Below are 26,164 nucleotides of genomic sequence, written 5' to 3' on the forward strand. Positions count from 1 at the left end.
GGCAGCGGCTGCCTCACGCCGACAGCGAGGCCCCCACCGGCACCCGTGCCCCGTCGTACCGGTCCAGCAGCAGGCGCGCCAGCTCGGGGGCCGGGCCCAGGACATCGGCCAGTACGTCGGCTCCGGCGGCCTCCGCGCCCGCCGCGATGCGGTCCGGGAGGCGGCCGGGGGCGATGACGTACGGGGCCACCGCCACCCGGTCGACCCCCTCGGCGCGCAGGGCCCGTACCGCTTCCTCGGTACGGGGGAGAGCGGCGGAGGCGAACGCAGGCCGCACGGCGCACCAACCGGTGTGCCGCAGCTCCCGCGCGATTTCAGCGATCACTGCGATCGCCTCCGGGTCTGTGGATCCCGCCGAGGCCAGGACGAGCCCGGTCCGGGGGAGGTCGCCGGGGCGGACCCCGGCCTCCCGCAGCCGCCGGCCCAGCGTGGCGTTGAGCAGCGGGGACGGGCCGAGGACGTCGGCCTGGCGGATGTGCAGGCGGGGCAGCCGGGCGCGGGCCTCGCGCAGGACCGAGGGGATGTCGCTCTTGGCGTGGAACGCCCGGGTGAGGAGGAGGGGCAGGGCGATGACCTCGTCCGCCCCCTCCGCGGCCAGGCGCTCCAGGACCCGGGGCACGGAAGGGGCGTTGAACTCCAGGAACCCGGTCTCGACGCGCAGCCCCGGTCGCTGCGCCCGCACCCGCTCGGTGAGCGCGTGCACGGTCGCGGCGTGCCGCGGATCGCGGCTGCCGTGGGCGATGACGAGGAGGACGGGGTGGGTCATGGCGGGACTCAGTTCTTGACGAGGAGGCCGCGGCTGCGCAGCACCCACCGCTCCAGCGGACTGAAGATCAGCAGGTCGATCGCGATGCCGACGAACAGGATGAGCAGGATCGAGAGGAAGACCCCGGGCATGTCGAAGTTGCTGCGGCCGTTCTCCAGCAACTGCCCGAGCCCCAGACCGAGTTCCGGGGAGGAGGCGATGATCTCGGCGGCCATCAGCGAGCGCCAGGAGAACGCCCACCCCTGCTTGAGGCCCGCCAGATAGCCGGGCAGTGCGGCCGGCAGCACGATGTGCCAGGTGCCCCGGATGCCGGTGGCCCCCAGCGTACGGCCCGCCCGCAGGAACAGCGGCGGCACCTGGTCCACGCCCGAGACCAGTCCGTTGGCGATCGAGGGCACCGCGCCCAGCAGGATCACCGCGAACATCATGCTGTCGTTCAGCCCGAGCCAGATGACCGCCGGGGCCACCCACGCGACCGACGGCAGCGACTGGAGCCCGGAGAGGATCGGCCCGATCGCCGCCCGGACCAGCTTCACCCGGGCGACCAGCAGCCCCAGCGGCGTACCGATGGCCACCGCCAGGAGGAAGCCGAGCAGACCGCGCGAGACGCTGGTCCAGACGACCTCCAGGAGCGTGCCCTTCAGCCACATGTCGACCGCGCTGTCCCAGACCGCGGAGGGCGGCGGCAGTTTGTAGACCTCGGTGACCTCGGCCCGGACCAGCAGCTCCCAGACGATCAGCACCAGCGCCACCGCCACGACGGGCGGCAGCACCTTGGCCCTCAGGACCTCGCGGACCGGGGTGCGGCGGATCTGCACCGCGTCCAGGGCGTCGAGACCGGCCTCCAGACCGGCGATGTCGTCGGGCCTGGCGTCGGCGGGGGAGGCCGGCCCGCCCGGCCGCTTCCGGTCGGACGTGATGTCAGTGCTGGCCATGTCGGCGGATCTCCCCACGCAGTTCTTCGGTGATCTCGACGGACAGCTCCGCCACGGCGGTGTCCTCGATGCGGCGCGGCTGCTCGATGTCGACCGTCCACTCCCGGGCGATCCGGCCCGGCCGGGACGAGAGCAGGACGACCCGCTGCGCGAGCCGCACAGCCTCGCGCACGTTGTGCGTGACGAAGAGGACCGAGGCGTTCGTCTCGCGCCAGATCCGGGTCAGCTCGTCGTGCAGCACATCGCGGGTGATGGCGTCCAGGGCCGCGAACGGCTCGTCCATCAGCAGCAGTTGGCTGTCCTGGGCGAGCGCGCGGGCCATCGCCACCCGCTGCCGCATACCGCCGGAGAGTTCGTGCACCCGCTTGCCGTACGCGCCGCCGAGCCGGACGAGTTCGAGCAGCCGCTCGGCCTCGGTGCGCCGCTCCGACTTGGGCACCCCGCGCAGCCGCAGGGCCAGTTCGATGTTCTTGCCCGCGGTGAGCCACGGGAAGAGCGCGTGCTCCTGGAACATCAGGGCCGGCCGCCCGCCGGGGGTCTCGATGGACCCCGCGGACGGGCGGTCGAGTCCGGCCACCAGATTGAGCAGCGTCGACTTGCCGCACCCGGAGGCTCCCAGGAGGGTGACGAACTCACCCGGAGCGACATCGAGCGAGATGTCGTCCAGCACGAGCTGCTGCCCCGTGGGTCCGGCGAAGGACTTCGAGACATGCGAGAGACGGGCGGCGTGCTCGACCGTCGTACGGTCCTCGGCCTTGGTGAGGGTGGTGGTCGCCATGGTCGTCACCTCCTGGGAATCCTGGGTCCGGTTCGGGTGGGTTACTTGACGCCGAGACCGGCGTCGGCGACCTCGGGCTGGCCCTCGGCCTTGAGGATCCTGTTCAGCGGGCCCAGGTCGTAGATGCCCTCCAGCTGGGGGTCCTTCAGCAGACCGGCCTTCACCGAGAACTCCGACTGCGTCTTGAGCGTGGTGGCCAGGGGGTCGTTGAGGATCTCGATGGACTCCCACGCCGGGTCGAGGATGTCCTGGGGCAGCGGCTTGCCGCTCAGCTTCTCCAGCGCCTTGTTGGCGGAGGCCTTGGCCTCCTCCGGGTTGTCGTTGATCCACTTGTTGGTGGAGACCGAACCCTTGATCACGGCCTCGACGACGTCGGGGTGCTGGTCGAGGAACTTCTGCGACACGATGATGTGCGTGATCACGAACTTCTTGTCCGGCCACAGGTCCTTCTCGTCGAGCAGCACCTTCGCGCCCTCGGAGACCAGCTTGGACGCGGTCGGCTCGGGGACCCACGCCCCGTCCAGCGAACCGGACTTGTAGGCGTCCGGCGTCACCTTGTTGTCCGAGCGGATCACCGAGACGTCGCCCTTGCCGCTCTGCGGGTCGACCTTCCACCCCTTCTCGGAGATCCAGTTGAGGAAGGCCACGTCCTGGGTGTTGCCGATCTGCGGGGTCGCGATCCGCTTGCCCTTGAGGTCGTCCAGCGTCTTGATCTTGTCCGGGTTGACCACCAGCTTCACCCCGCCGGAGGCCGCACCCGCCACGATCCGCAGGCCCTTGCCCTGGGACTTGACGTAGGCGTTGATGGCGGGGGAGGGGCCGATGAAGCCGATGTCGATCGATCCGGCGTTCAGCGCCTCGATCTCGGACGGGCCCGCGTTGAAGGTGGTGGACTCGACCTTGGTGCCGCCCAGTTCCTTCTGGATGGTGCCTTCCTGGATACCGACCAGGGCGGTGGCGTGCGTGAGGTTCGGGAAGTAGCCGATCTTCACGGTGTCGGCGGAGAGCTTCTTCCCGCCGCTGGAGACGTCCGCCTTCTTCGCGCCGTCGTCGGTGCTTTCGGAACCGTAGCCGCAGGCGGTGGCGGCCACGGCGAGCAGCGGCAGGACCGCGACGGCGGCTATGGAGCGGCGAACGGTGGAACGGGGGGCAGGCACGGGAGGCTTTCCTCTCGTTGGCCCGGTACTCGCGTCCCGCTGCTGGTCAGGGGGGCGCGGCCGGGAGATCGGCAGGTCTTCGGCGGTACGGATGCGGGGGGTTCAGGGCGCGCGAGCGGTGCGCGTACGTCATCACGCACATCGCCCCACGCCTCCCTGGCCGCTGCCGAGGGCGCCGCTGCCCACCCGGCCGCCCTCCTTCGCGAAGGTGGAGAAGAAGTCGTCGCTCATCAGAAGTCCCACTCGGCGTCGTCGTCGGCCACGACCGGCTCCGTGGCCGCGGCGAACGCGGTGCCCGCCATGCCGGCGCTGAGCGTCGTCCCGTCCGCCGGGTCGATCAGCAGGAACGAGCCGGTGCGCCGGGAGTCGGCGTACGTGTCCAGCGCGAGCGGCTCGGCGGTCCGCACGACGACCCGCCCGATGTCGTTGGCGACCAGCTGCCCGGGGGCCGGGTGCTGGGAGAGGTCGTCCAGGGTCAGCCGGGAGGGGATGTCCTTGACGATCGCCTTGACCGTGCGGGTGGTGTGCTTCAGCAGCACCCGCTGGCCCACCGAGAGCGGCTGGTCGGCCACGTGGCAGACGGTCGCCTCGACGTCCCTCGTCACCGGCGGCACGTCGGCGGCCGGGGCGATCAGGTCGCCGCGCGAGATGTCGATGTCGTCGGCCAGCCGGAGCGTCACCGACTGCGGCGCCCAGGCGATGTCCACGCTCTCGCCGAGCGCGTCGATGCCGGTGATCGTCGTCGTACGCCCCGAGGGGAGTACGGAGACGGCCTCGCCGACCCGGAAGACCCCGGCCGCGATCTGACCCGCGTACCCCCGGTAGTCCGGGTGCTCGGCGGTCTGCGGCCGGATCACGTACTGCACGGGGAAGCGCGCGTGGCAGGCGGTGAGGTCGTGGCTCACCGGGACCGTCTCCAGGTGCTCCAGGACGGTCGGCCCGCCGTACCAGTCCATGTGCGCGGAGGGCTCCACCACGTTGTCCCCGGCCAGCGCCGAGATCGGGACGGCGGTGATCTCCGGGACGCCGAGGGAGGCGGCGTACGCGGTGAACTCCTCGGCTATGGCGGCGAACACGGGCTCCGCGTAGTCGACCAGGTCCATCTTGTTGACGGCCAGCACCACGTGCGGGACGCGCAGCAGGGCGGCGACGGCGGCGTGGCGGCGGGTCTGCTCGACGACCCCGTTGCGGGCGTCGACCAGGACCACGGCCAGCTCGGCGGTGGAGGCGCCGGTGACCATGTTGCGGGTGTACTGCACATGGCCCGGGGTGTCCGCGAGGATGAAGCGGCGCCGGGCGGTGGCGAAGTAGCGGTAGGCGACATCGATGGTGATGCCCTGCTCGCGCTCGGCCCGCAGCCCGTCGGTGAGCAGCGCCAGGTCCGGCGCCTCCTGGCCGCGGCTCAGCGAGACCTGCTCGACGGCCTCCAGCTGGTCGGTGAGGACCGACTTGGAGTCGTGCAGCAGCCGGCCCACGAGGGTGGACTTGCCGTCGTCGACGGACCCGGCGGTGGCGAAGCGCAGCAGGGTGGTGGCCGACAGCTGCTCGGCCGAGAGGATGGGTGTGGTCATGGTTAGAAGTACCCCTCGCGCTTGCGGTCTTCCATCGCGGCCTCGGACATCTTGTCGTCGGCGCGGGTCGCGCCCCGCTCGGTGAGCCGGGAGGCGGCGATCTCGGTGATCACGGCGTCCAGCGTGGTGGCGTCGGAGTCGACGGCCCCGGTGCAGGACATGTCCCCGACCGTGCGGTAGCGCACCTGGCGGGTCTGGACGGGCTCGTGCTCCTTGGGGCCGCCCCAGCCGCCGGCCGTCAGCCACATGCCGTTGCGGGAGAAGACCTCGCGCTCGTGGGCGAAGTAGATCTCCGGCAGCTCGATCCCCTCGCGCTCGATGTACTGCCAGACGTCCAGCTCGGTCCAGTTGGAGATCGGGAAGACCCGCACGTGCTCTCCGGGGGCGTGCCGCCCGTTGTACAGCTGCCACAGCTCGGGGCGCTGGCGGCGCGGGTCCCACTGGGAGAACTCGTCGCGCAGCGAGAAGACCCGCTCCTTGGCCCGGGCCTTCTCCTCGTCGCGCCGCCCGCCGCCGAAGACCGCGTCGAAGCGGTGCTGCTGGATCGCCTCGGTCAGCGGCACGGTCTGGAGCGGGTTGCGGGTGCCGTCGGGGCGCTCGCGGAGCTTCCCGGCGTCGATGTACTCCTGCACCGAGGCCACGTGCAGCCGCAGCCCGTGCTTCTCGACCGTGCGGTCGCGGTACTCCAGGACCTCCGGGAAGTTGTGCCCGGTGTCCACGTGCAGCAGCGAGAACGGCACCGGCGCGGGCGCGAACGCCTTGAGCGCCAGGTGCAGCATCACGATGGAGTCCTTGCCGCCGGAGAACAGGATCACCGGCCGCTCGAACTCCCCCGCCACCTCACGGAAGATGTGGACCGCCTCCGACTCCAGGGAGTCCAGGTGGCTGAGCGCGTACGGGTTCGCGGTGTCCTCGGACACGGTGGTGGTGACGGCACTCACGCCAGGCCCCTCTCGGTGAGCAGCGCGTGGAGCGCCGCCGCTGACTCCTGCACGGTCTGCTGGTGCGACTCGATCCGCAGGTCGGGCGATTCGGGCGCCTCGTAGGGGTCGTCGACCCCGGTGAGACCGCTGATCTCGCCGGCCGCCTGCTTGGCGTACAGCCCCTTCACATCGCGTACGGAGCACACCTCGACGGGCGTCGCGACGTGCACCTCCAGATAGGTGGTGGACTCGGCGGCGTGCCGCTTGCGGACGGCCTCGCGGCTGTCGGCGAACGGGGCGATGACGGGGACGAGCACCTTCACACCGTTGGCGGCGAGGAGTTCGGCGACGAAGCCGATCCGGGCCACGTTGGTGTGCCGGTCCTCGCGGGAGAAGCCGAGCCCCGCGGAGAGGAACTCGCGGATCTCGTCGCCGTCGAGCACCTCCACCTTGTGGCCCTCGGTACGGAGCCGGGCGGCCAGCTCGTACGCGATGGTGGTCTTGCCCGCGCTCGGCAGACCGGTCAGCCAGATCGTGGCTCCCGTCTCCGTCACGCTCATCGAACTCTCCTGATCAGTCGTCATCAGCCGTGCAGCCCGCATTCGGTCTTGCCCCGGCCGGCCCAGCGGCCGGCCCGTGCGTCCTCGCCCTCCAGCACCCGGCGGGTGCAGGGCGCGCAGCCGACGGAGGCGTAGCCGTCCATCAGCAGCGGGTTGGTGAGCACCCCGTGCTCCAGGACGTACGCGTCCACGTCGTCCTGGGTCCAGCGGGCGATGGGGGAGACCTTCACCTTGCGGCGCTTGGCGTCCCAGCCCACGACCGGGGTGTTCGCCCGGGTGGGGGACTCGTCGCGGCGCAGCCCCGTGGCCCATGCCGCGTACGCGGTCAGGCCGTCCTCCAGCGGCTTGACCTTGCGCAGCGCGCAGCACAGGTCCGGGTCGCGGTCGTGCAGCTTCTCGCCGTACTCCGCGTCCTGCTCGGCCACCGTCTGCCGGGGGGTGATCGTGATGACGTTGACGTCCATCACCGCGTCCACCGCGTCCCGGGTGCCGATGGTCTCCGGGAAGTGGTAGCCGGTGTCCAGGAAGACCACGTCCACGCCCGGCAGCACTCGTGAGGCCAGGTGCGCGACCACGGCGTCCTCCATGGAGGAGGTGACGCAGAAGCGCGGTCCGAAGGTGTCGGTGGCCCACTTCAGGATCTCGGTGGCGGAGGCGTCCTCCAGCTCCCGGCCCGCCCGCTCGGCCAGCTCCCGGAGTTCGCGGTCGGTCAGCTCGCCGCTGATCAGAGTGTCCGTCATGTCCGGTCCCCTTCACCGTCGTTGCGCTGGACGCCCCGGGCCAGCAGGCCCAGGAACTTCAGCTGGAACGCACGGTTGCAGGAGGCACATTCCCAGGCGCCGTGGCCCGTCTCGTTGGGGCGCAGGTCCTCGTCGCCGCAGTACGGGCAGTGGAACGGGGCGGCTCGCTCGCTCATGACAGCGACTCCGCACTGGCGCGCGCCGCCCAGGTGGCGAAGCGCTCGCCCTCCTCGCGCTCCTCCTGGAACCTGCCGAGCACCCGCTCGACGTAGTCCGGCAGTTCGGCCGACGTGACCTTCAGACCGCGGACCTTGCGGCCGAACCCGGCGTCGAGCCCGAGCGCCCCGCCGAGGTGCACCTGGTAGCCCTCCACCTGGTTGCCCTCGCCGTCCAGCATCAGCTGGCCCTTGAGACCGATGTCCGCGACCTGGATCCGGGCGCAGGCGTTCGGGCAGCCGTTGATGTTGATGGTGATCGGGTGGTCGAACTCCGGGATGCGGCGCTCCAGTTCGTCGATGAGCGAGGCACCGCGCGCCTTCGTCTCGACGATCGCCAGCTTGCAGAACTCGATGCCGGTGCAGGCCATCGTGCCGCGCCGGAACGGGGAGGGCGTGACCTTGAGGTCGAGCGCCTCCAGCGCCGAGACCAGGGAGTCCACCTGGTCCTCGGCCACGTCCAGCACGATCATCTTCTGCTCGGCCGTGGTCCGCACCCGGCCGGAGCCGTGCCCCTCGGCCACCTCGGCGATCTTGGTGAGCGTGGCGCCGTCGACCCGGCCCACCCGCGCGGCGAAGCCGACGTAGAAGCGGCCGTCCTTCTGCCGGTGCACCCCGAGGTGGTCGCGCCAGGTCTGGGCGGGCTGCTCGGGCGCGGGCCCGTCGACCAGCTTCCGCTTCAGGTACTCGTCCTCCAGGACCTGGCGGAACTTCTCCGCGCCCCAGTCCGCGACCAGGAACTTCAGCCGGGCACGGGTGCGCAGCCGCCGGTAGCCGTAGTCGCGGAAGATCCCGATGACCCCGCCGTAGACGTCGGGCACCTCGTCGAGCGGCACCCAGGCGCCGAGCCGCACCCCGAGCTTGGGGTTGGTGGAGAGTCCGCCGCCGACCCAGAGGTCGAAGCCGGGGCCGTGCTCGGGGTGGTTCACGCCGACGAAGGCGATGTCGTTGATCTCGTGCGCCACGTCCAGGTGCGGGGAGCCGGAGACCGCCGACTTGAACTTGCGGGGCAGGTTGGAGAAGTCGGGGTTGCCGATGAACCGGCGCTGGATCTCGTCGATGGCGGGGGTGCCGTCGATGATCTCGTTCTCCGCGATGCCCGCGACCGGGGAGCCGAGGATCACGCGGGGCGTGTCACCGCAGGCCTCGGTGGTGGAGAGGCCGACCTCCTCCAGCCGCCGCCAGATCTCCGGCACGTCCTCGATCCGGATCCAGTGGTACTGCACGTTCTGCCGGTCGGTGAGGTCGGCGGTGCCGCGCGCGAACTCCTGGGAGATCTCCCCGATCACCCGCAGCTGCTGGGTGGTCAGCCGGCCGCCGTCGATGCGCACGCGCAGCATGAAGTACTTGTCGTCCAGCTCCTCCGGCTCCAGCACCGCCGTCTTGCCGCCGTCGATGCCGGGCTTGCGCTGGGTGTAGAGCCCCCACCAGCGCATGCGTCCGCGCAGGTCGTTGGGGTCGATGGAGTCGAAGCCGCGCTTGGAGTAGATCGTCTCAATACGTGTCCGTACGTTGAGACCGTCGTCGTCCTTCTTGAACTGCTCGTTCCCGTTGAGGGGGGTGTGGTGGCCCACGGCCCACTGACCCTCGCCACGGTGGCGTCCGGCCTTGCGGCGGGGCGTGGTGGTCGCAGGCTGTTCCGGGGTAGCGGCCATGACAGGTACGTCCTTCGGGACTGCAGGAGGGCGGCTCTGAGCGGCACACTCGCGCGGAGGCGCGGCGGTGCGCGGGGCAGTGTCAGAGGTAAGAGGAGTGCGGCGGTGCTGGGACTCTCAGCCCGCCGGACAGATGGCGCTGGACATGCGGCAGAGGTCGACGTGGCGTCGACTCACCAAGGCAATTCCAGTTCCAGACATGACGGAAGCGTGTCACGCGGATCTCGGGCCAGTCCACCACTATCCAATATGTGGACGAGATGGTCCCGTAGGGTGAGACGGTATGGCGCAGGTCACATGTCACGTCGGCGGCAATGAGGACAAAACGCCCCCGGGTGGAGCCGCTGACGGCCCCGTGGCGGCCCCGGCAGCGGCTCCGCGGCGGGCTCAGGCGCCGTACGCCCCCGGCCACGGCCCGGGGGTCGCCACCTCCGGCTCCACCTCGGTCTTCGTGTCGAAGAGCCGGAAGCCCCGGCGCAGGTAGTTGTCCATCGCGTAGGGACCGTCCTTCGAGCAGGTGTGCAGCCAGACCCGCTCCGTCGCGGGCCGGTCCGGCCAGCGCTCCGCCAGGTCCCAGGCGCGTGCCACCCCGTACGAGAGGAGGTGACCGCCGATCCGCCGCCCCCGGAAGGCCGGGATCAGCCCGAAGTACAGGATCTCGACCGCGCCGTCGTCCTGCGGGTCCAGCTGGACGTAGCCGGCCGGGGTCCCGTTCGCGTACGCCACCCAGGTCTCGGCCCCGGGCCGCTCCAGCTCCTCGCGCCACTGCCCGTACGTCATCCCCAGCCGGTCGGTCCAGCGGATGTCGCCGCCCACGGCGGTGTAGAGGAACCGGTTGAACTCCGGCAGCGGCACCTCGGACCGGACGATCCGCAGATCACCCTCCGGTACGGCGGCGGGCCGCAGATCGTCGGGCGAGGTCTGCTCCAGCGACCAGACGGTGACCTCGATGGTGGTCACGGTGCCGGACGCGGGAGGCTGCGCGGGGTTGCTCATGGCGGCCAGAAAACCATGCCGCCGCCCCCGCGCGCACAGCGCCCCCCAGGTCAGCAGGGGGCCGGCCCCCGCCGCGCCCCCGTCACCACCGGTGCCTTCGAGCGGGGTAACAGGTCGGCCGGGTGCTCCGGGTGGACCACCTCCACCTCCACCCCGTCCCCGAAGCGGTACGGGCGGTGGGCCAGCACCTCCGCCAGATGGCGCCGGAGCCGGGAGACCTCGGCCCGTACCGTCACCGTCCGGGTGCCGTCCCCGAAGATGTCCCGCGCCAGCTCGGAGGCCGTACGCCCCTCCCGGTGCACCGCCAGCGCGTACAGCAGCTCCGCGTGGCGCGGCGAGAGCCGCTGCGTCGAGGTTCCCAGCGGCCCCACCAGATGCACGGCCAGCGCCCGCGGCCTGCTCAGGTCCAGCACCACCCGCCGCGGCGCCCCCTCGGCCGCACCGTCCGCCACCTGCACCAGCCAGCCCCCCGGCAGCGGCTCCACCCGGCACATGCCGAGCGAGGGCAGCCACACCCGGCCCGGCCGCAGCGACTTCGGCAGCGGCAGCCGGTCCACCGGCGGCATCCCCGTCACCGCCGCCAGCCACCCGTGTGAGTCCACCGCCAGCGCCCGGCCCTCCAGCCGGCACAGGATCGGCGCCGCCACCGCCCGCAGCCGCTCGATCGCCCCCAGGTGGCGGGTGCGGATCTCGGCCTCCGCGAGCCGCGCCACCGAGTCCACCAGGGCCAGGGTCGCCGGGTGGAAGGTGGTGGCCGGACCGCTGATGTCGACGATGCCCACCAGCCGCCCGTCGCGCGGATCGCGGACCGGGGCCGCCGCGCACGTCCAGTTGTGCAGGGCCCGGATGAAATGCTCGGCCGAGTGGACCTGGATCGGCGCCCGGGCGGCCAGCGCCGTACCGATGGCGTTCGTCCCCGTCGCCGCCTCCGCCCAGGCCGCCCCCTCCTCCAGGCAGATGTCATGGGCCCGGTGCATCACCGCGCTGTTGCCCTGGCGCCACAGCACCCGGCCCTCCGCGTCGGTCACCACCATGATCTGCTGCGCGGCGTCCGCGATGGAGGCGAGCCCCGCCCGCAGCACCGGCATCACCTCACCGAGCACCGTGCTGTGCCGCCGGTGCTCGATCTCCTCCGCCCGCAGCAGCTCGCTCTCCGGCGACTGCCCGGGGTCGATGCCGCTGCGCGCCACCCGGTCCCAGGAGGCGTCGATCTCCGCCCGCGGTGCGACGGCGGCCCGCTCGCCCGCCAGCCGGGCCTCCCTGGCCCGGTGGAGGAGCCGGACCGCGCGGTCCGCCTCCTGGCCGATCACCCGCACCACTCCGGCAGAACCCTTCTGACCCATCGCCCCCACCCGTTCCCCGCCCAGCACTCCACGCTCTCCGGCCCCATCCTGCCGCTGCCCCGACGGGGCCGCTGCGCAGTCCACACAATGGTTGCAACCCTTTGCAACTCTGGCGATGCCGCACCAGAACGTACGAGAGTGGCAGCGTGCCGTACGCCGGGCCCGTGCCCGGCGAGCGGCGCGGTTCAAGCATGGAGGGTGGTGCCGTGTCGGCGCAGCACCACCCTCCGTCGCTCACCGCCTAATCGGCCACCGGCCGGGCCCGGGCCACCACCGAGGCCAGATCGAGACTGTGCGGCAGCGTCCCGAACGCGGCGCCCCAGTCCCCTCCCAGCCGCGACGCGCAGAACGCGTCGGACACCTCCGGCGGCGCCCACCGCACCAGCAGCGACCCCTGGAGCACCAGCGCCATCCACTCCACCAGCCGCCGGGCCCGCGCCTCGATCCCCTCCAGGTCCGCCAGCTCGGTCAGCAGGTCCTTGATCGCCGCGTCCAGCCGGTGGTCGGCCCCGCGCGCCCTGCCGACCTCCCGCAGGAAAGCGTCCAGCGCCTGCGGCTCCCGCTGGAGCGCCCGCAGCACGTCCAGCGCCTGGACGTTCCCCGACCCCTCCCAGATCGAGTTGAGCGGTGCCTCGCGCAGCAGCCGGGGCATCCCCGACTCCTCCACGTACCCGTTGCCGCCCAGGCACTCCAGCGCCTCGCCCACGACCGGAGTGCACCGCTTGGTGACCCAGTACTTCGCGGCGGGCACCGCGATCCGCAGGAACGCCCGCTCCTCCTCGGTGTCGGTGTCGTACGCCGCCGCCAGCCGCATCGCCAGGACGGTCGCCGCCTCCGACTCCAGCGCCAGATCGGCCAGCACGTTGCGCATCAGCGGCTTGTCGATCAGCAGCCCGCCGAACGCGGAGCGGTACGTGGCGTGGTGGATCGCCTGTGCCACCGCCTGCCGCATCAGCGCCGCCGAACCCACCACGCAGTCCAGCCGGGTGGCCGCCACCATCTCGATGATGGTGCGCACCCCGCGCCCCTCCTCGCCGACCCGGCGGGCCCAGGTCCCGTCGAGCTCCACCTCGGCGGAGGCGTTCGACCTGTTGCCCAGCTTGTCCTTGAGCCGCTGGATCGCGAACACGTTCCGCGAACCGTCGGGCAGCACGCGCGGCACCAGGAAGCAGCTCAGCCCGCCCGGAGCCTGCGCCAGCACCAGGAACCCGTCCGACATCGGCGCCGAACAGAACCACTTGTGCCCGGTGAGCAGATACTCCCCGTCCCCGGCCAGCGGCTCCGCCCGGGTCGTGTTGGACCGCACGTCGGTGCCGCCCTGCTTCTCCGTCATGCCCATCCCGAAGAGCACCCCGGCCTTATCCGAGGCGGGCCGCAGCCCCTCCTCGTAGACGTACGAGGTCAGCCGGGGCTCCCACTCGGCCGCCAGCACCGGGTCGGTCCGCAGCGCCGGCACCGCCGCGTGCGTCATCGAGAGCGGGCAGCCGTGCCCGGCCTCGGCCTGCGTCCACACCAGGAACCCGGCCGCGCGCCGGACATGACCGGCCGGACGGCCCCAGGCGTCGGTCAGCCCGGCGGCGACCGCGTGCCCCAGGAGCCGGTGCCAGGCCGGGTGGAACTCCACTTCGTCGATCCGGTTTCCATAACGGTCATGGGTGCGCAGAACGGGCGGGTGCTCGTTCGCCTGCGCACCCCACGCCTGGGCCTGCGCGGAGCCCGCGGACCGTCCGAGCTCCCCGAGTTCCTCCCGCGCCACGGGCAGGACGCCCGGCTCGATGTGCCGCTCGACGGCCTCGGAGAGGGCCCGGTCGGCGGCGAAGACGTCATAGCCGACCAGCGGCGGAACCTGATTGGTCACTGTGTGGGTGGTGGCTGCCATGCCGATACGGTAAGGAGGTGCAGGCAGCAAATGAAACACCCGAGCGGCCACCGGGCCGGCTCCACCGGGCCCGAGTGCTCTACCGCAACGTCTCGAAGCGCCGGATGGCGTGGCAGTTGCTCAAGGACACCGTCAACTCGTGCATCGAGTACCGGATCCTGGGGCTCGCGGCCGAGGCGGCGTTCTTCACCCTGCTCTCCCTGCCCCCGCTGCTGCTCGGCCTGATCGGACTGCTCGGTTACGTCGACGAGTGGACGACCACGGAGACGGTCGCCTCCATCGAGCGCAACATCCTCTCCGCCTCGGAGGCCGTGCTCTCCGAGCGCGGGGTCAACGAGTTCGCCAAACCGCTGCTCGCCGACGTCACCACCGGGGCCCGCCCCGACGTCATCTCCCTCGGCTTCGCCATCGCCCTGTGGTCCGGCTCCCGCGCGGTGAACGTCTTCATCGACACCATCACCGTCATGTACGGCCTCGACGGCCACCGGGGCATCGTCAAGACCCGGCTGCTCGCCTTCCTGCTGTACGTCGTCGCCCTGCTGCTGGGCGCGGTGGTGCTGCCGCTGCTCGTCGTCGGCCCGGACCGGGTGGTCGAATGGGTCCCCGGCGGAACCGAGGTCGTCGCCGTCCTGTACTGGCCGGTGGTGATACTGCTGACCATCGCGTTCCTCACCACGCTCTACCACGTCTCCGTCCCGGTGCGTTCGCCGTGGATCGAGGACGTCCCCGGGGCGCTGGTGGCGCTCGGGATGTGGGTGCTGGGCAGCTTCCTGCTCCGGATCTACCTCACCAGCACGGTCGAAGGCCCCACGATCTACGGCTCCCTGGCGGCACCGATCGCCGTCCTGCTCTGGATCGGGATCTCCGCCTTCGCCGTCCTCGTCGGCGCGGCGGTCAACGCGGCCATCGACCGGGTGTGGCCCTCGCTCGCCACCGCCGCCGCCCGCGAGGCCACCGAGCGCGCCCGGGCCGTCCAGGCCGCCGAGTTCGTCGCCCGCACCCGCCCGGCCGCGCACGGCGGGGCGGACGACGAGGAGGACGAGGACGACGGACCGGCGTACATGCCCTCGGAGTTCCCGGAACGCTGGTCGCGCTTCCTGCCGCCGGACGACGTCAAGTCACGGCTCCAGTCGACCTGGGAGTGGGAGAAGGAACCCAAGGAGCCGAAGGAACCCAAGGAGCCCAAGGGCCCGAAGGACGGCAGGGACGCCAGGGACGGCAGTGAGAGCGGCCGGCAGGCCGAACGCGCCGAGCACTCCGGACGTGGAGAGCGCACCGGGCACGGAGACCCGGCCGAGGGCCCGCGCGACAAGTCCGCGCAGCCGCCCCCCTGACCCCGCGCTAGCGTGGAGACATGTCCGAGGAACGCCCGCGCTACCAGGAACGGCCCTCCCGCCTGCCCGGTGCCGTCGTCTGGACCTGGGACGCCTCCGACCGTCCGCCGCGCGAGCCCCGTTCCGTGCTGCCCGACGGCTGCATGGACCTGATCCGGACCGGCGGGCGCCTCGTCGTGGCCGGACCGGACACCCACGCCTTCCAGGTCGCCCCGGGCGACCGGGGCTCCTGCGCCGCGATCCGCTTCGCCCCCGGCACCGCGCCCGTCCTCCTCGGCGTACCGGCGCACGAACTGCGCGACCACCGGGCCGAGCTGGCGGACCTCTGGCCGGCGGCAGCCGTACGCCGGCTCACCGAGCGGCTCGACGAGGCCGCCGACCCCGCGGCGGCCCTGGAGCGGTTCGCGCTGGACCGGATCGCCGAGACCGGGCCGCCCGACCCGCGTACGGTCGCCGTCGCCGAGGCCCTGCGCCGCGGCGGGAGCGTCACGGCCACGGCGGCGGAGACCGGGCTCGGTGCCCGCCGCCTCCACCGCCTCTCCCTGGCCGCCTTCGGTTACGGCCCCAAGACCCTGGCCCGGATCCTCCGCCTCCAGCGCGCCCTGGCCCTCATCCGCACCGGACTCCCGTACGCCGAGGCCGCCTGCGCGGCGGGCTGCACCGACCAGGCGCACCTGGCCCGCGAGATGCGCGCCCTGGCCGGTACGACGCTGGGCGCCTACTTCTCCCCGGGCGACCCGGTGGACGCGGCGGGAGCGGTGGCGGGCGTGGCGGGCGCGAACAGCGAGACACCGCAGCCGTCCGGGTCCAGCACCACCGCGTAACGCTGCCCCCACACCGCGTCCCAGGGCTTCAGATGGCCGGTGTGACCGGCCCCGGTCAGCTCCGCGTAGAGCGCGTCCACCTCCTCCGGGCCGTCGCACAGGAACGCCAGTCCCAGCCGCTCCCCGCCCGCCGGCCGTTCCCAGCCCGGGTCGATCGAGCGGATGACGTCCTCGGTGTCCCACAGCACCCGCTGCCCGCCCGGCAGGACCGCCTCCACGTGCGGGGCGGACTCGGCCCCGGCCGGGACGGCGAGGCCGAGCCTGCGGTAGAAGGCGAGCGAGGCGGGGAGGTCGGCCGTGATGATGCTGATGGCGTCGAGTCGTGGAGTCATGGGACGACCGTAGGCGCCCGCCGTACCGGTGGTCTTGTACGAATCGGACACGGCCGCCTCGCGGGACGTCCGGCCGCCTCGCGGGACGTCCGGCCGCCTCGCGGGACCTCCGGCCGCCCCGCGGGGCCTCCCGACACCCCCACCGAGGCCCGGCGGTCACCCCCAGTAGTCGCCCACCGCCGTCCCCGCCTCCGTCAGCGCCAGCCCCAGGTCCGCCCGCTCGGTCACCCAGCGCGTCGGCCGGTGGCGCGGGTCGCCCGTCGTCGCGTGCAGGGCACGCTGGAGCTCCAGCAGCCGGGCGGCCCCGATCCGCTCGCCCCACGCCAGCGGCCCGGCCGGATAGCCGAGCCCGGTCGTCACCGCCAGATCGATGTCGGCGGGGGTGGCGAGCGACCGCTCCGCGATCGAGGCGCCCACCGCCACGATCGACGACAGCAGCCGCTGCGCGACCGAGCCCGCCGTGTCCCGCACCACCGTCACGGCGTAACGCTCGCCGCCCGCCGCCCGCGCCAGCACCGCCCGGGCGTCCCGGGCCGCCGCCGGACCGGTGGCCGCCGTCACCGCGAGCACCCGCCGCCGACCGGCCGCGGGCAGCACCTCCACGCCCAGCGTGCGCCCCGGCGGCAGCCCGCCGGACCGGACCGCCCCGGACACCGTCGTCCCCCAGACCGGCACCAGCACCAGCGCCTCTGCCGACGGCCCCTCACCCCGCTCGACGCGGACCCCCGCCGCCTCCAGGGAGCCGGCGAGGGCGTCCGCGTACGGTGCCGACTCCGCCGACCCGCCCGGCGCCAGGAACACCGGCCGGTCCCCGTCCCCGGTCACCTCCGGTTCCGGAGCGGGCCCCCCGGCGCCCTCGCCGTACGCGTACCAGCCCCGCCCGGTCTTGCGGCCGTGCAGCCCCGCCACCACCCGGTTCGGTGTGAGGTACGAGGGGCGGAGCCGGTCCTCGTACCGGAAGCCCTGCCAGATCGAGTCGATCACCGCGGCGGTGACGTCCAGCCCGGTCAGGTCCATCAGCTCGAACGGGCCCATCCGCAGCCCCAGCACGTCCCGTGCGATCCGGTCGATGGCGGCGGGCCCGGCCACCGACTCCTCCAGCAGCGCCAGCGCCTCCGTCACCAGCCCGCGCCCCGCGTGGTTGACCAGGAAGCCGGGGGAGTCCGCCACGGTCACCGCCCGGTGCCCGCACCCCTCCACCAGCGCGGTCAGCGCGGCCGGGATCTCCGGGCGGGTGGCCGCTCCCGGCACCACCTCCACGATCCGCATCAGCGGCACCGGGTTGAAGAAGTGCAGCCCGGCCAGGCGTGAGGGGTCCTGGAGGGTCGCCGCGATCCGGGTCACCGACAGGGACGAGGTGTTGGTGGCGAAGACGGCGGAGGAGGGCAGCGCCCGCTCCAGCTTCCCGAACACCTCGGCCTTGGTCTCCAGATCCTCCCGTACGGCCTCGATGACCAGCTCCACGTCCGGCCCGGCCGCCCACGGATCGGCCAGCGGCACCAGCCGCGCGAGGGACGCGTCCCGGTCGGCCGCGGACATCCGGCCCTTGGCCACCGCCCGCTCCAGCATCGAGGCGACGAACCCCACGGCATCCGTCACCGCCTCGGCCCGTACGTCCGCCAGCTCGACGGTGTGTCCCGCGCTCGCCGCCCACTGGGCGATGCCGCGGCCCATGGCCCCGGCTCCGACGATCCTGATACGCATGGCAGTTGAGGCCCTTCCGGTGGAGACGATCATGAAGAGGGGGTCAGCGGAGGTAGACGCGGTGCGGGTCGACATCGTCGCGCAGCAGCCGCAGCTCCGCGTCCGTGGGCGGGTCCACCGTCGCGACGGTGTCTGCCACCGCCAGCTCCCAGCCGGTCGCGGCCCGCACCTGCTCGACGGTGACCCCGGGGTGCACGGCGACCAGCCGCAGTTCGTCCCCGACGCCGTCCCGGGCGAGGACGCCCAGCTCGGTGACGACCCGGGTGACACCGGCGCCCAGCGGCCGGATGCCGTCCGCGAGCGCCCGGTCCGGGCCGGGCGTCGTACAGAAGTCGAGGGCGGCGGCGAAGGAGCGCGGGGTGTGGCGGCGCATCACCACGAAGACCTCCCGGGCGTTGGCCATCACCTCCACCGCGCCCCCGGAGCCCGGCAGCCGTACGGCCGGCCGCTCCCACTCCCCGATCACCGAGGTGTTGAGGCTCCCCCACCGGTCGATCTGCGCGGCCCCCAGGAAGCCGACGTCGATGTGGCCGCCCTGGAGCACCGACCCGAAGAGCGCGGGCATCGACAGCACCGCCTCGGCGCCCGTGATCAGCACGGCGTCCGCGATGGTCTCCGGAAGATGGGAGGGGTGCGCGCCGCAGACCCCCGACTCGTACACCACCTCGATCTCCGGCGCCACGGTCAGCCGCGCCAGCTCGGCGGCGAGCGTCGGCAGCCCGATCCCCGCGAACACGGCCCGCCGGCCGGTCAGTTCCCGCGCGGCGACGACGGAGAGCAGCTCGGAGACGGTGGCGGCCCCCGCGGACTTCGTACGCTCCTGGCTCACAGCCGCCTCCCGTAGTCCACCGGCCCGCTCAGCGCCTCGCCCACCGCGAGCGACGCCCAGAACTCCTCGCCCAGCTTCGCCACGTACTCCGCGTGGTCGGCGGTCCCGTACACCCACTCCGCCAGCCACTCCCGCAGCCGCACCGGGTCCTTGCTGATCGCGGACCACGACCGGTAGAAGGCGTTGTCCCGGTCGTAGTAGCCCTGCGCGAACGACGGGTGCGCGCCGCGCGGGCAGACGACCACCGCGTCGACCGCGTGGGCCGGGACGACGGTGCGGTTCGGGTCCGCGCGGACCACCTCGTCCGCCACCAGCTCCTCCACCACCACGACCGCCTTCTCCGCCGCGTACACCGCCTCGGCCTGGATGCCGGTGAGACCCCAGATCTGGGTGTTGCCCCGGCGGTCGGCGCGCTGGGCGTGGATGATCGTCACATCCGGGTTGACGGGCGGTACGACGTAGATCTCCTCGACGGTCCCGTCGGCGGCCGGGTAGGGCGAAGTGACCTTGCGGATACCGGGGTTGACGCGCGGAAGATCACTGCCCGCGTAGGAGCGCAGCGGGTGGAACGGCAGCCGCTGGGCCCCGGCGAGGTAACGGCAGACCATGCCGTAGTGGCTGTACTCCTCGTACGCCAGCGGCTCGGGGTCGGCGTGCTCGATGCGCCGCCGCAGCTCACCGAGCGAACCGGCGGAGGAGTTGCCCACGAAGGAGGAGACCAGCCGCGTCACGCACCCGGCGGCCAGCATCTGGTCCACCACGATGTCCGCCGTCATCCGGACGACCGTGAGGTCCCGGCGGCCCTGCCGGATGATCTCGTGCCCGGCGGCGGTCGGAACGAGATGGGTGAACCCCTCCAGGCTCACGGTGTCCCCGTCATGGACGAAGGCGGCGACGGCCTCCCTCATCGACATGACCTTGCCGGCCGTCCGGTCCACGGTTCTCCTCACCGTCCGCGAACGCCCTCGTCCGCATACGCCACCCCCACGGTGTCAGCCCCCATTGATGGCTGTCCAATACCGAATTAAGGTCGTACCGAGACGCCAGGAGTATCAATGGTCCGAGGGAGACCCCGGGATCCGAGGGAGCCCCGTGGAACTGCGCCATCTGAACGCCTTCCTCGCCGTGGCCGAGGAGCTGCACTTCGGCCGGGCCGCCAAACGGCTCCAGATGGCCCAGCCGCCCCTCAGTCAGCAGATCCGCCAGCTGGAGCGGGAGCTGGGCGTCCAGCTCTTCCACCGCAACACCCGCTCGGTCCGGCTCACCAGCGCGGGGGAGTCCTTCCTCGACCCCGTACGGACCGTCCTGGACGACCTCGACACCGCCGTACGGGCGGCCAGGTCGGCGGGGAAGGGCGAGTACGGCCGGGTCGCCATCGGCTTCGCCGGGGCCTCCAGCCACGAGACGCTGCCCCGGCTCACCCGGGCCGTGCGCGCCGCCCACCCCGGGCTCGAACTCGTCATGACCGGCCAGACGTACGCCAACACCGCGCTCACCCGGGTCGCGGACGGCTCCCTCGACCTCGGCTTCGTCCGGCTGCCGGTGACCCGCCCCGGCGTCGCCCACCGGGTGATCGACCAGGAGGAGCTGATCTGCGCCCTGCCCTCCGACCACCCGCTGGCCCGCCTGGTCTCCGTACCGCTGGACGTCCTCGCGGGCGAGCCGTTCGTCTCGTTCCCCGCCAACTCCGGCTCCACCGTCCGCGACGCCATGACCGAGGCCTGCGAGAGCGCCGGGTTCACCCCGCGCGTGGTCCAGGAGGCGCCCGACTCGTACACGATCCTCGCCCTGGTCGCCGCCGGGGTCGGGGTCACCGTCACGGTCACCTCCGTCCAGCACATCCAGCAGAACGGTCTGGTCTACCGCCGGATCGCCGGACCGCCCATCCGGCTGAGCGCCGCCCTGGCCTGGCGCCCCGACAACCCCTCCGCCGCCCTGCGCGCCGTCCTCGCGGTGGCCGAAGAGGCCCTGCCGACCCCCACGCACCACCGCGATTGAGACGGGCGACATCTCAATTCCGTACGCATTCGATATTGGACCGACTCAGTGACGTAATGCGAAGGTCATTCCACCGCAATGCGCCCCTGCGGCCCGCCACCCCGAGGAAGGCCCCGCCGTGTCGCTCGAAGTCGTCATCTGCGAACCGCTGCGCACCCCCATCGGCCGCTTCGGCGGGGCGTTCGCGCAGCAGACCCCGGCCTCGCTCGCCGCACACGTCATCGCCGAGGTCGTCGCGCGTACGGGCATCGACCCCGAGCGTGTCGACGAGGTCATCCTGGGCCACGCCTACCCCTCCGGGGAGGCCCCGGCCATCGGCCGGGTCGCCGCCCTGGACGCCGGACTCCCCACCACCGTCACGGGCACCCAGATCGACCGCCGCTGCGGCTCCGGGCTCCAGGCGGTCCTGGACGCGGCCATGCAGATCCGGGCCGGGTTCAGCGAGGTCGTGATCGCCGGCGGTGTCGACGTCATGAGCGCCGCGCCCTACTTCACCCACGACGGGCGCTGGGGCATCAAGGGCCCCGGCCTCCAGCTCCACGACGCCCTCGCCCGCGCCCGGGTCACGGCGGGCGGCCGCCACCATCCGGTCCCCGGCGGCATGATCGAGACGGCGGAGAACCTGCGCCGGGAGTACGGGATCAGCCGAGCCGACCAGGACGCCCTGGCACTGCGCTCGCAGCGGCGGGCGGCTACCGCCACCGCCGAGGGCCGGTACACGGCGGAGATTGTCCCCGTCCCCGTACGCACCCGCGGGGGCGAGGCCACCGTCACCGCCGACGAACACCCCCGCCCCGACACCACCGCCGAGCAACTCGCCGCCCTCCGGCCGGTGATGGCGAAGACTGACCCGGAGGCCACCGTCACGGCGGGCAACGCCAGCGGCCAGAACGACGCGGCCGCCGCCTGCCTGGTCACCAGTGCCGGGACGGCCGAACGCCTCGGCCTCACCCCGCTCGTCCGCCTGGTCTCCTGCGCCCGCGCCGGGGTCCCCGCCGCCACCATGGGCATCGCCCCCGTCGCCGCCACCCGCACGGCCCTCGACCGGGCCGGCCTCACCCTCGCCGACCTGGACCTCATCGAGCTGAACGAGGCGTTCGCCGCCCAGGTCCTCGCCTGCACCCGGGAACTGGGCCTCGGGGAGCGCGACCACGAGCAGCGCGTCAACGTCAACGGATCGGGCATCTCGCTCGGCCACCCGGTCGGCGCCACCGGAGCCCGTATCCTCGCCACGCTCACCCGCGAACTCCACCGCCGCGAGGGCCGCTACGGGCTGGAGACGATGTGCATCGGCGGCGGCCAGGCCCTCGCCGCGGTCTTCGAACGGATCAGGGCGTAGCGGGTGTCATGCCCGGCTCCCGTGTCGAGCGCCCGCCCGGCTCCCGGACCGGCGGGGCCCGGGGCGCGACGGGGCCGTCTCCATGCCGCTCGTACCCGGTGACGTCCGCCCCGGCGCGGCTGCCCGTGCCGACGGCCGGACACCCGGCGACGCTGCCGCCGGACACCCCGGTACGCATCGCGTCTGCCATGCCCTGACTCCTCCGGGAGCTCACAGAATCCCGGACGTTCCCCTGCCTTTCCGGGCGCCTCCGGGCATGCGAAAGGTCCGGCCGGACAGTCCCCGCTGTCCGGCCGGACCTCGTTCCTGCGGCGGCTATCAGTCCCGCGCGTCACGGGTACGGCGCATCAGCACCGTCCCGCCGAGCAGCATGGCGGCACTGGCGCCTGCCGCCAGGCCGAGACCGGCCGCACCGGTGTCGGCCAGCCCCGGGGTCTCGGAGCCGGGGGTGTGCGTACCCGGGGTGTTGGGTCCGGGGGTCTCCGAGCCGGGGGTGTCGGTCGGCGGCTGCTCGGCCGGGGGCTGCTCGGTGGGCGGCTCGTCCACCGGCGGCTCCTCGGTCGGCGGCTGCTCCGTGGGCGGCTCCTCCGTCGGGGGCTGCTCCGTGGGCGGCTCCTCCGTGGGGGGCTCCTCGACCGGCGGCTCCTCGGTGGGGGGCTCCTCGGTCGGGGGCTCCTCGGTGGGGGGCTCCTCGGTGGGAGGCTCTTCGGTCGGGGGCTCCTCGGTGGGGGGCTCCTCGACCGGCGGCTCGGTCGGCGGGTGCTCGCCCTTCGGGTCGCTGACGTTCGCGCACTTGTTGCCGAAGACCGGGTTGAGCGCACCGACGACATTCACGGTGTTGCCGCACACGTTCAGCGGGACATGGACCGGGGCCTGCACGAGGTTGCCGGAGAGGACCCCGGGGGAGCCGACCGCCGCACCCTCGGCGCTGGAACCGCCGGTGCCGTTCCCGCCGCCACCGTGGCCGTAGTCGTCGTCCTGACCGCTGGAACTCACGTTCGCGCAGGAGTTGCCGAACGCGGGGTTCAACAGGGCGATCACATTGACGGTGTTGCCGCACGCGTTGACCGGGACGTGCACCGGGACCTGTACGGCATTGCCCGAACCGACCCCCGGCGAGCCGACGGCAGCGCCCTCGGCCGACGCGTCGGCGTGGGCGGCGCCGCCGGTCGCGGCCAGGAGGCCCGACGCGGCCGCCATGACGATCATGCTCTTGTTCAAGGCCTGTCGCATTACTTGCCCTTCCTTAGGACATTCGCGAGGACATCGCGTGGGTGCTTCGCGCGCGGAGCCGTCGGGCGGTGCCGCTGCTGTGGCGGCCCCCGGATCACCGCGGGAAGCCATGGTGAAAGCCGTTACACATGCGCGCTGGACGATTGCCATAACGACCGAGGGGTGCACGGGAAACTCGGAGGGGCGTGCAAATTGTGTAATCACCCGAACGGGTGGACCTGATGTGCGCCCCCTTTCCCTCCCCGCTGTTGGAGGAAAACGATTCATCTCCAACTTTCGCTTGCGCGAGTGGTGTTGACCTCATCGGGCACGTCGTCGCCGGTGGCGTGCGGAGGGCATCGGCCCGGGACGGCTTCAACCCGTTCGGGCGAGCGCCCCCGATGCCGTGTCCGCAATTCCTTCACGAACAGATGGTCGTGCGAACAGAGGGGGTGGTGAGCGAGTGCTATAGGCGCACGCGGGCGCAGGCTGGACCTGCTTCCTGTGCGCCCCGCGCCCCCGTACCCGGCATTCGGGTGAATGCACGGAACCAAACACCCGCCGCCGAGTTGATCAGGGAGCCCCGCCACGGGGCGACCGGTACGAGAAGGGTTAATCGTGATCAAGAAGGTTCTGGCTACGGGCGCTGTCGCCGCCTCCATCCTCGGGCTCGGCTCGACGCAGGCCATGGCGATCGCCAACGACGGCGGCACCACGACGGTCAACGGCAACGGCGCTTCGCAGTCGTACGGGAACTCCGAGACCCACGGCGACTGGAGCCCGCAGTTCGCGCTGATCCAGGGTTCGCTGAACAAGCCCTGCATCGCGCTGCCCGCCAAGGCCAACCTCGGTTCGCTCGTCGGTCTGGTGCCGGTCACGGTCCAGGACATCAACGTCCTGTCCTCGCCGCAGAACCAGCAGTGCACCGAGAACTCCACCCAGGCCAAGGGCGACGAGGCGCTGTCGCACATCCTCAACGACATTCCGATCCTCTCCGGCAACGGTGCCGGCAACGGCTGATCCTCAGCCGCCCTGCTCGGGCCCGGACCGTCGGCGTTCCTCCACCGAACGGTCCGGGCCCTTGTCTGCCCCCGGACACGGTCACCGGTCCGCCGCCCGCGCCCACCGCCGTACATCCCGCCGGGCATTGCGGCATTCGGGGGTATATCCGGGAATCCGCTCGTCGGACAGTTTCGAACCCGGGCGTTCATCGTTACGTAGGACAGCGCCGGAGTCCCGAGAGATCAGGACCTGGCTCGGGCGGACACGACCGTCGTGACCGCACCGGACTCCGCCGAGGAAAGGGAAAGAAAAGTGAAGTACACCAAGGTTGCCGCCGTCGCCGCCGGAACGCTCATGGCGATGGGCGTCGCCGCGCCGGCCATGGCCGACTCGGGCGCCGAGGCCATCGCCGCGGGCTCCCCGGGCGTGCTGTCCGGCAACGTCCTGCAGGTCCCGGTGCACATCCCGGTCAACCTCTGCGGCAACACCGTCAACGTGATCGGCCTGCTGAACCCGGCCTTCGGCAACACCTGCGTCAACCAGTAAGCAGGTGACCGGCCGGGCTCGCGCCCGGAATCGGTCGGCCCCGGACGGCAACTGCCGTCCGGGGCCTCTGTTCTGTCCACCGGTCCTTTCGGCCTCGCCGGAGAAATTCCCACGGGCGTAGTTTCCCGTCCGCGAGCCGATCGTTATCCCGGGGGAAAGCGGCAGAAGTCACAGGCGAAGAAAGCCTGTGTGCGGCACGGAAACGTGACCGAGGCCGACGCCGCGTAGAAGGGAACCAGAAAAGTGAAGTACGCGAAGACCGCCGCCCTTGTCGTCGGTTCCGTGGCCGCCCTCGGAACGGCCGCTCCCGCCTTCGCGGTTACGACCCCCACGGCCCCCAACTTCAGCCTCGACAGTGGTCTCAACCAGGTGATGGCCAGCGCCCCGCAGGTCGTGGACCCGCTGGTGGACACGGTCGCCGAGACCACCGAGACGGTCTCCAAGGACGGCACGGTCGGCAAGCTGGCGGGCCAGGCGACCGGTGCCGCCGAGGGTGCCGCCCCGCTGCTCGGCGGGATCCCGCTCGGGCGCTGACCGCCGCGGCGCGAGCCGTTCCGCTGGTCCCTTCACCGCTCCGCATCCCCATCCGCATCACTTTCCGGAAGGTCCCCCCCATGCTGAAGAAGATCATGGCCTCCGCGGCGGTCGCCGCCTCGGTCGTCGGCGTCTCCGCCGCCACCGCCCCCGCCGCGATGGCGATCGCCAACGACGGTGGCACCACCACGGTCAACGGCAACGGCGCCTCGCAGGCGTACGGCAACTCCGCCACCTACGGCGACTGGTCCCCGCAGTTCGCGCTGATCCAGGGTTCGCTGAACAAGCCCTGCATCGCGCTGCCGCTCAAGGGGAACCTCGGCTCCCTCGTCGGCGTCGTGCCGATCTCGGTCCAGGACATCAACGTCCTGTCCTCGCCGCAGAACCAGCAGTGCACCGAGAACTCGACCCAGACGAAGGGCGACGAGGCGCTGTCGCACCTGCTCAGCGACATCCCGATCCTCTCGGGCAACGGCGCCGGCAACAACTGAGTCCGGCCAGTACGCGAAGGGCCGGTCCGCACGGACCGGCCCTTCGCCGTGTCCCGGTGCCTCCGGCCGGGGTATCCGGTTGGGCCGGATGCCGTAGCCCCGGCTGACGGACGGTGCCCGGCCGGGTAGGGCCTCCGCATGGATCCGTACGACAGTCAGACCTCGCAGAGCAGAGAGCCGTGGCCCGCACCGGCCGGCGGCACCCCGATCTACGACCGGCTCGTCGCCGAGTGGCGGGCGGCCGGGCGCGAGCACCCGCCGGCCGCACCGTCCCCGTCCGAACCCCCGTCGCCCGAACGCCCGCACCAGGAGCCGGCGCCGCGCGGCACCTTCGTACCGGCGGCCCGTGTGCCGGAGGAGACGCTCGGCGGCTGAACCCGTGGGGGAACTGGGCAGTGGCGTCGACCTTGCGCCGGAACGAACCCATTTGAGTGGTACTGCGCAACCGATCGGGCCCCCGGGCAGTTGATCAGTACGTTCCACAACGGGACGCTCCGAAAG

General features: G+C 72.4%; 28 protein-coding genes and 1 pseudogene. 9 read left to right on the forward strand and 20 right to left on the reverse strand.

The annotated features are described in order from the left end of the window. Positions 1-13: 13 nt before the first annotated feature. The 14 genes and pseudogenes from ACQ9ZG_RS27575 to ACQ9ZG_RS27640 form a co-directional block, all read right to left on the reverse strand. Positions 14-766 carry a sirohydrochlorin chelatase gene (locus ACQ9ZG_RS27575; RefSeq protein WP_109914032.1) on the reverse strand — a complete coding sequence of 251 codons (753 nt, stop codon included), beginning with the start codon at positions 764-766 and terminating at the stop codon, positions 14-16. An 8-nt stretch (positions 767-774) separates the two neighbouring features. Beyond that, a complete protein-coding gene (locus tag ACQ9ZG_RS27580) occupies positions 775-1,701 on the reverse strand; it encodes an ABC transporter permease (protein WP_028418149.1) in 927 nt (308 codons plus the stop codon). Then, positions 1,688-2,479, reverse strand: coding sequence for an ABC transporter ATP-binding protein (locus ACQ9ZG_RS27585; protein WP_018491611.1), 792 nt, complete (start codon positions 2,477-2,479; stop codon positions 1,688-1,690). The genes ACQ9ZG_RS27580 and ACQ9ZG_RS27585 overlap by 14 nt, the downstream gene beginning before the upstream one ends. Positions 2,480-2,520: 41 nt before the next feature. Then, complete coding sequence (locus ACQ9ZG_RS27590; protein ID WP_028418150.1) at positions 2,521-3,636, reverse strand: aliphatic sulfonate ABC transporter substrate-binding protein; 1,116 nt, start codon at positions 3,634-3,636, stop codon at positions 2,521-2,523. Between the two features lie 230 nt (positions 3,637-3,866). Continuing rightward, positions 3,867-5,207 carry a sulfate adenylyltransferase subunit 1 gene (locus ACQ9ZG_RS27595; RefSeq protein ID WP_018491608.1) on the reverse strand — a complete coding sequence of 447 codons (1,341 nt, stop codon included), beginning with the start codon at positions 5,205-5,207 and terminating at the stop codon, positions 3,867-3,869. A 2-nt stretch (positions 5,208-5,209) separates the two neighbouring features. After that, positions 5,210-6,148, reverse strand: coding sequence for a sulfate adenylyltransferase subunit CysD (cysD, locus tag ACQ9ZG_RS27600; RefSeq protein WP_018491607.1), 939 nt, complete (start codon positions 6,146-6,148; stop codon positions 5,210-5,212). Beyond that, positions 6,145-6,690 carry an adenylyl-sulfate kinase gene (cysC, locus tag ACQ9ZG_RS27605; protein ID WP_018491606.1) on the reverse strand — a complete coding sequence of 182 codons (546 nt, stop codon included), beginning with the start codon at positions 6,688-6,690 and terminating at the stop codon, positions 6,145-6,147. Before cysC ends, cysD begins: the two co-directional genes overlap by 4 nt. A 23-nt stretch (positions 6,691-6,713) precedes the next feature. Next, a complete protein-coding gene (locus ACQ9ZG_RS27610; protein ID WP_028418152.1) occupies positions 6,714-7,430 on the reverse strand; it encodes a phosphoadenylyl-sulfate reductase in 717 nt (238 codons plus the stop codon). After that, positions 7,427-7,606, reverse strand: a complete 180-nt coding sequence (locus ACQ9ZG_RS27615) for a hypothetical protein (protein WP_028418153.1) — start codon at positions 7,604-7,606, stop codon at positions 7,427-7,429. The genes ACQ9ZG_RS27610 and ACQ9ZG_RS27615 overlap by 4 nt, the downstream gene beginning before the upstream one ends. Then, positions 7,603-9,300, reverse strand: coding sequence for a nitrite/sulfite reductase (locus ACQ9ZG_RS27620; protein WP_084991367.1), 1,698 nt, complete (start codon positions 9,298-9,300; stop codon positions 7,603-7,605). The genes ACQ9ZG_RS27615 and ACQ9ZG_RS27620 overlap by 4 nt, the downstream gene beginning before the upstream one ends. A 117-nt stretch (positions 9,301-9,417) precedes the next feature. After that, positions 9,418-9,489: pseudogene (locus tag ACQ9ZG_RS27625) on the reverse strand (putative leader peptide); the annotation flags it as partial. Between the two features lie 198 nt (positions 9,490-9,687). Beyond that, positions 9,688-10,296, reverse strand: coding sequence for a GNAT family N-acetyltransferase (locus tag ACQ9ZG_RS27630; RefSeq protein ID WP_109914031.1), 609 nt, complete (start codon positions 10,294-10,296; stop codon positions 9,688-9,690). A gap of 50 nt (positions 10,297-10,346) precedes the next feature. Continuing rightward, a complete protein-coding gene (locus ACQ9ZG_RS27635; protein WP_499281333.1) occupies positions 10,347-11,639 on the reverse strand; it encodes a GAF domain-containing protein in 1,293 nt (430 codons plus the stop codon). A gap of 241 nt (positions 11,640-11,880) precedes the next feature. Next, positions 11,881-13,518, reverse strand: coding sequence for an acyl-CoA dehydrogenase family protein (locus ACQ9ZG_RS27640; protein ID WP_109916937.1), 1,638 nt, complete (start codon positions 13,516-13,518; stop codon positions 11,881-11,883). Between the two features lie 74 nt (positions 13,519-13,592). Between ACQ9ZG_RS27640 and ACQ9ZG_RS27645 the strand changes: the two genes are divergently transcribed. Continuing rightward, on the forward strand, positions 13,593-14,852 hold the full coding sequence (locus ACQ9ZG_RS27645; protein WP_499281640.1) for a YihY/virulence factor BrkB family protein: 1,260 nt from the start codon (positions 13,593-13,595) through the stop codon (positions 14,850-14,852). A gap of 20 nt (positions 14,853-14,872) precedes the next feature. Continuing rightward, the gene (locus ACQ9ZG_RS27650; RefSeq protein WP_136017677.1) at positions 14,873-15,676 is read left to right on the forward strand and encodes a helix-turn-helix domain-containing protein; all 804 of its coding nucleotides are present in this window, start codon (positions 14,873-14,875) and stop codon (positions 15,674-15,676) included. On the opposite strand, the gene ACQ9ZG_RS27655 is transcribed toward ACQ9ZG_RS27650, so the two are convergent. The 4 genes from ACQ9ZG_RS27655 to ACQ9ZG_RS27670 all read right to left on the reverse strand — a co-directional run bounded on the left by ACQ9ZG_RS27655 (position 15,571) and on the right by ACQ9ZG_RS27670 (position 19,479). Then, positions 15,571-16,008, reverse strand: a complete 438-nt coding sequence (locus ACQ9ZG_RS27655) for a VOC family protein (RefSeq protein WP_181398153.1) — start codon at positions 16,006-16,008, stop codon at positions 15,571-15,573. The genes ACQ9ZG_RS27650 and ACQ9ZG_RS27655 overlap by 106 nt on opposite strands. A gap of 156 nt (positions 16,009-16,164) precedes the next feature. Then, a complete protein-coding gene (locus ACQ9ZG_RS27660; protein WP_499281334.1) occupies positions 16,165-17,712 on the reverse strand; it encodes a 3-hydroxyacyl-CoA dehydrogenase in 1,548 nt (515 codons plus the stop codon). 43 nt (positions 17,713-17,755) lie between these two features. Further along, on the reverse strand, positions 17,756-18,541 hold the full coding sequence (locus ACQ9ZG_RS27665; protein ID WP_109915691.1) for a CoA-transferase subunit beta: 786 nt from the start codon (positions 18,539-18,541) through the stop codon (positions 17,756-17,758). After that, positions 18,538-19,479, reverse strand: a complete 942-nt coding sequence (locus tag ACQ9ZG_RS27670; RefSeq protein ID WP_181398265.1) for a CoA transferase subunit A — start codon at positions 19,477-19,479, stop codon at positions 18,538-18,540. The genes ACQ9ZG_RS27665 and ACQ9ZG_RS27670 overlap by 4 nt, the downstream gene beginning before the upstream one ends. Before the next feature lie 154 nt (positions 19,480-19,633). On the opposite strand from ACQ9ZG_RS27670, the gene ACQ9ZG_RS27675 reads away from it, so the two are divergent. Continuing rightward, entirely contained in the window at positions 19,634-20,539 is a 906-nt protein-coding gene (locus ACQ9ZG_RS27675; RefSeq protein WP_099219893.1) for a LysR family transcriptional regulator, read from the forward strand. Between the two features lie 118 nt (positions 20,540-20,657). Next, entirely contained in the window at positions 20,658-21,878 is a 1,221-nt protein-coding gene (locus tag ACQ9ZG_RS27680; protein WP_084991350.1) for an acetyl-CoA C-acetyltransferase, read from the forward strand. Here ACQ9ZG_RS27680 and ACQ9ZG_RS27685 read toward each other — a convergent pair. Together ACQ9ZG_RS27685 and ACQ9ZG_RS27690 are read right to left on the reverse strand one after the other, a co-directional pair. Further along, on the reverse strand, positions 21,868-22,068 hold the full coding sequence (locus ACQ9ZG_RS27685) for a hypothetical protein (protein ID WP_109915692.1): 201 nt from the start codon (positions 22,066-22,068) through the stop codon (positions 21,868-21,870). The genes ACQ9ZG_RS27680 and ACQ9ZG_RS27685 overlap by 11 nt on opposite strands. A gap of 128 nt (positions 22,069-22,196) precedes the next feature. Then, positions 22,197-23,111 (reverse strand): chaplin, encoded by a 915-nt coding sequence (locus tag ACQ9ZG_RS27690; RefSeq protein WP_165271919.1) that lies wholly within the window; start codon positions 23,109-23,111, stop codon positions 22,197-22,199. A 597-nt stretch (positions 23,112-23,708) separates the two neighbouring features. Here ACQ9ZG_RS27690 and ACQ9ZG_RS27695 point away from each other — a divergent pair. From ACQ9ZG_RS27695 to ACQ9ZG_RS27715, 5 genes are all read left to right on the forward strand, one after another. Beyond that, positions 23,709-24,110, forward strand: coding sequence for a rodlin (locus ACQ9ZG_RS27695; RefSeq protein ID WP_018491591.1), 402 nt, complete (start codon positions 23,709-23,711; stop codon positions 24,108-24,110). Positions 24,111-24,404: 294 nt separating this feature from the next. Beyond that, positions 24,405-24,638, forward strand: coding sequence for a chaplin (locus ACQ9ZG_RS27700; protein ID WP_028418165.1), 234 nt, complete (start codon positions 24,405-24,407; stop codon positions 24,636-24,638). A 243-nt stretch (positions 24,639-24,881) separates the two neighbouring features. Next, positions 24,882-25,172 (forward strand): hypothetical protein, encoded by a 291-nt coding sequence (locus ACQ9ZG_RS27705; protein ID WP_018491589.1) that lies wholly within the window; start codon positions 24,882-24,884, stop codon positions 25,170-25,172. Between the two features lie 80 nt (positions 25,173-25,252). Beyond that, positions 25,253-25,663: a rodlin gene (locus ACQ9ZG_RS27710; RefSeq protein ID WP_018491588.1), complete on the forward strand. Its 411-nt coding sequence runs from the start codon at positions 25,253-25,255 to the stop codon at positions 25,661-25,663. Between the two features lie 138 nt (positions 25,664-25,801). Then, entirely contained in the window at positions 25,802-26,038 is a 237-nt protein-coding gene (locus ACQ9ZG_RS27715; RefSeq protein WP_028418166.1) for a hypothetical protein, read from the forward strand. Positions 26,039-26,164 lie beyond the last annotated feature (126 nt).

The sequence above is a fragment of the Streptomyces araujoniae genome (assembly GCF_050871195.1).
Lineage (GTDB): Bacteria > Actinomycetota > Actinomycetes > Streptomycetales > Streptomycetaceae > Streptomyces > Streptomyces bacillaris.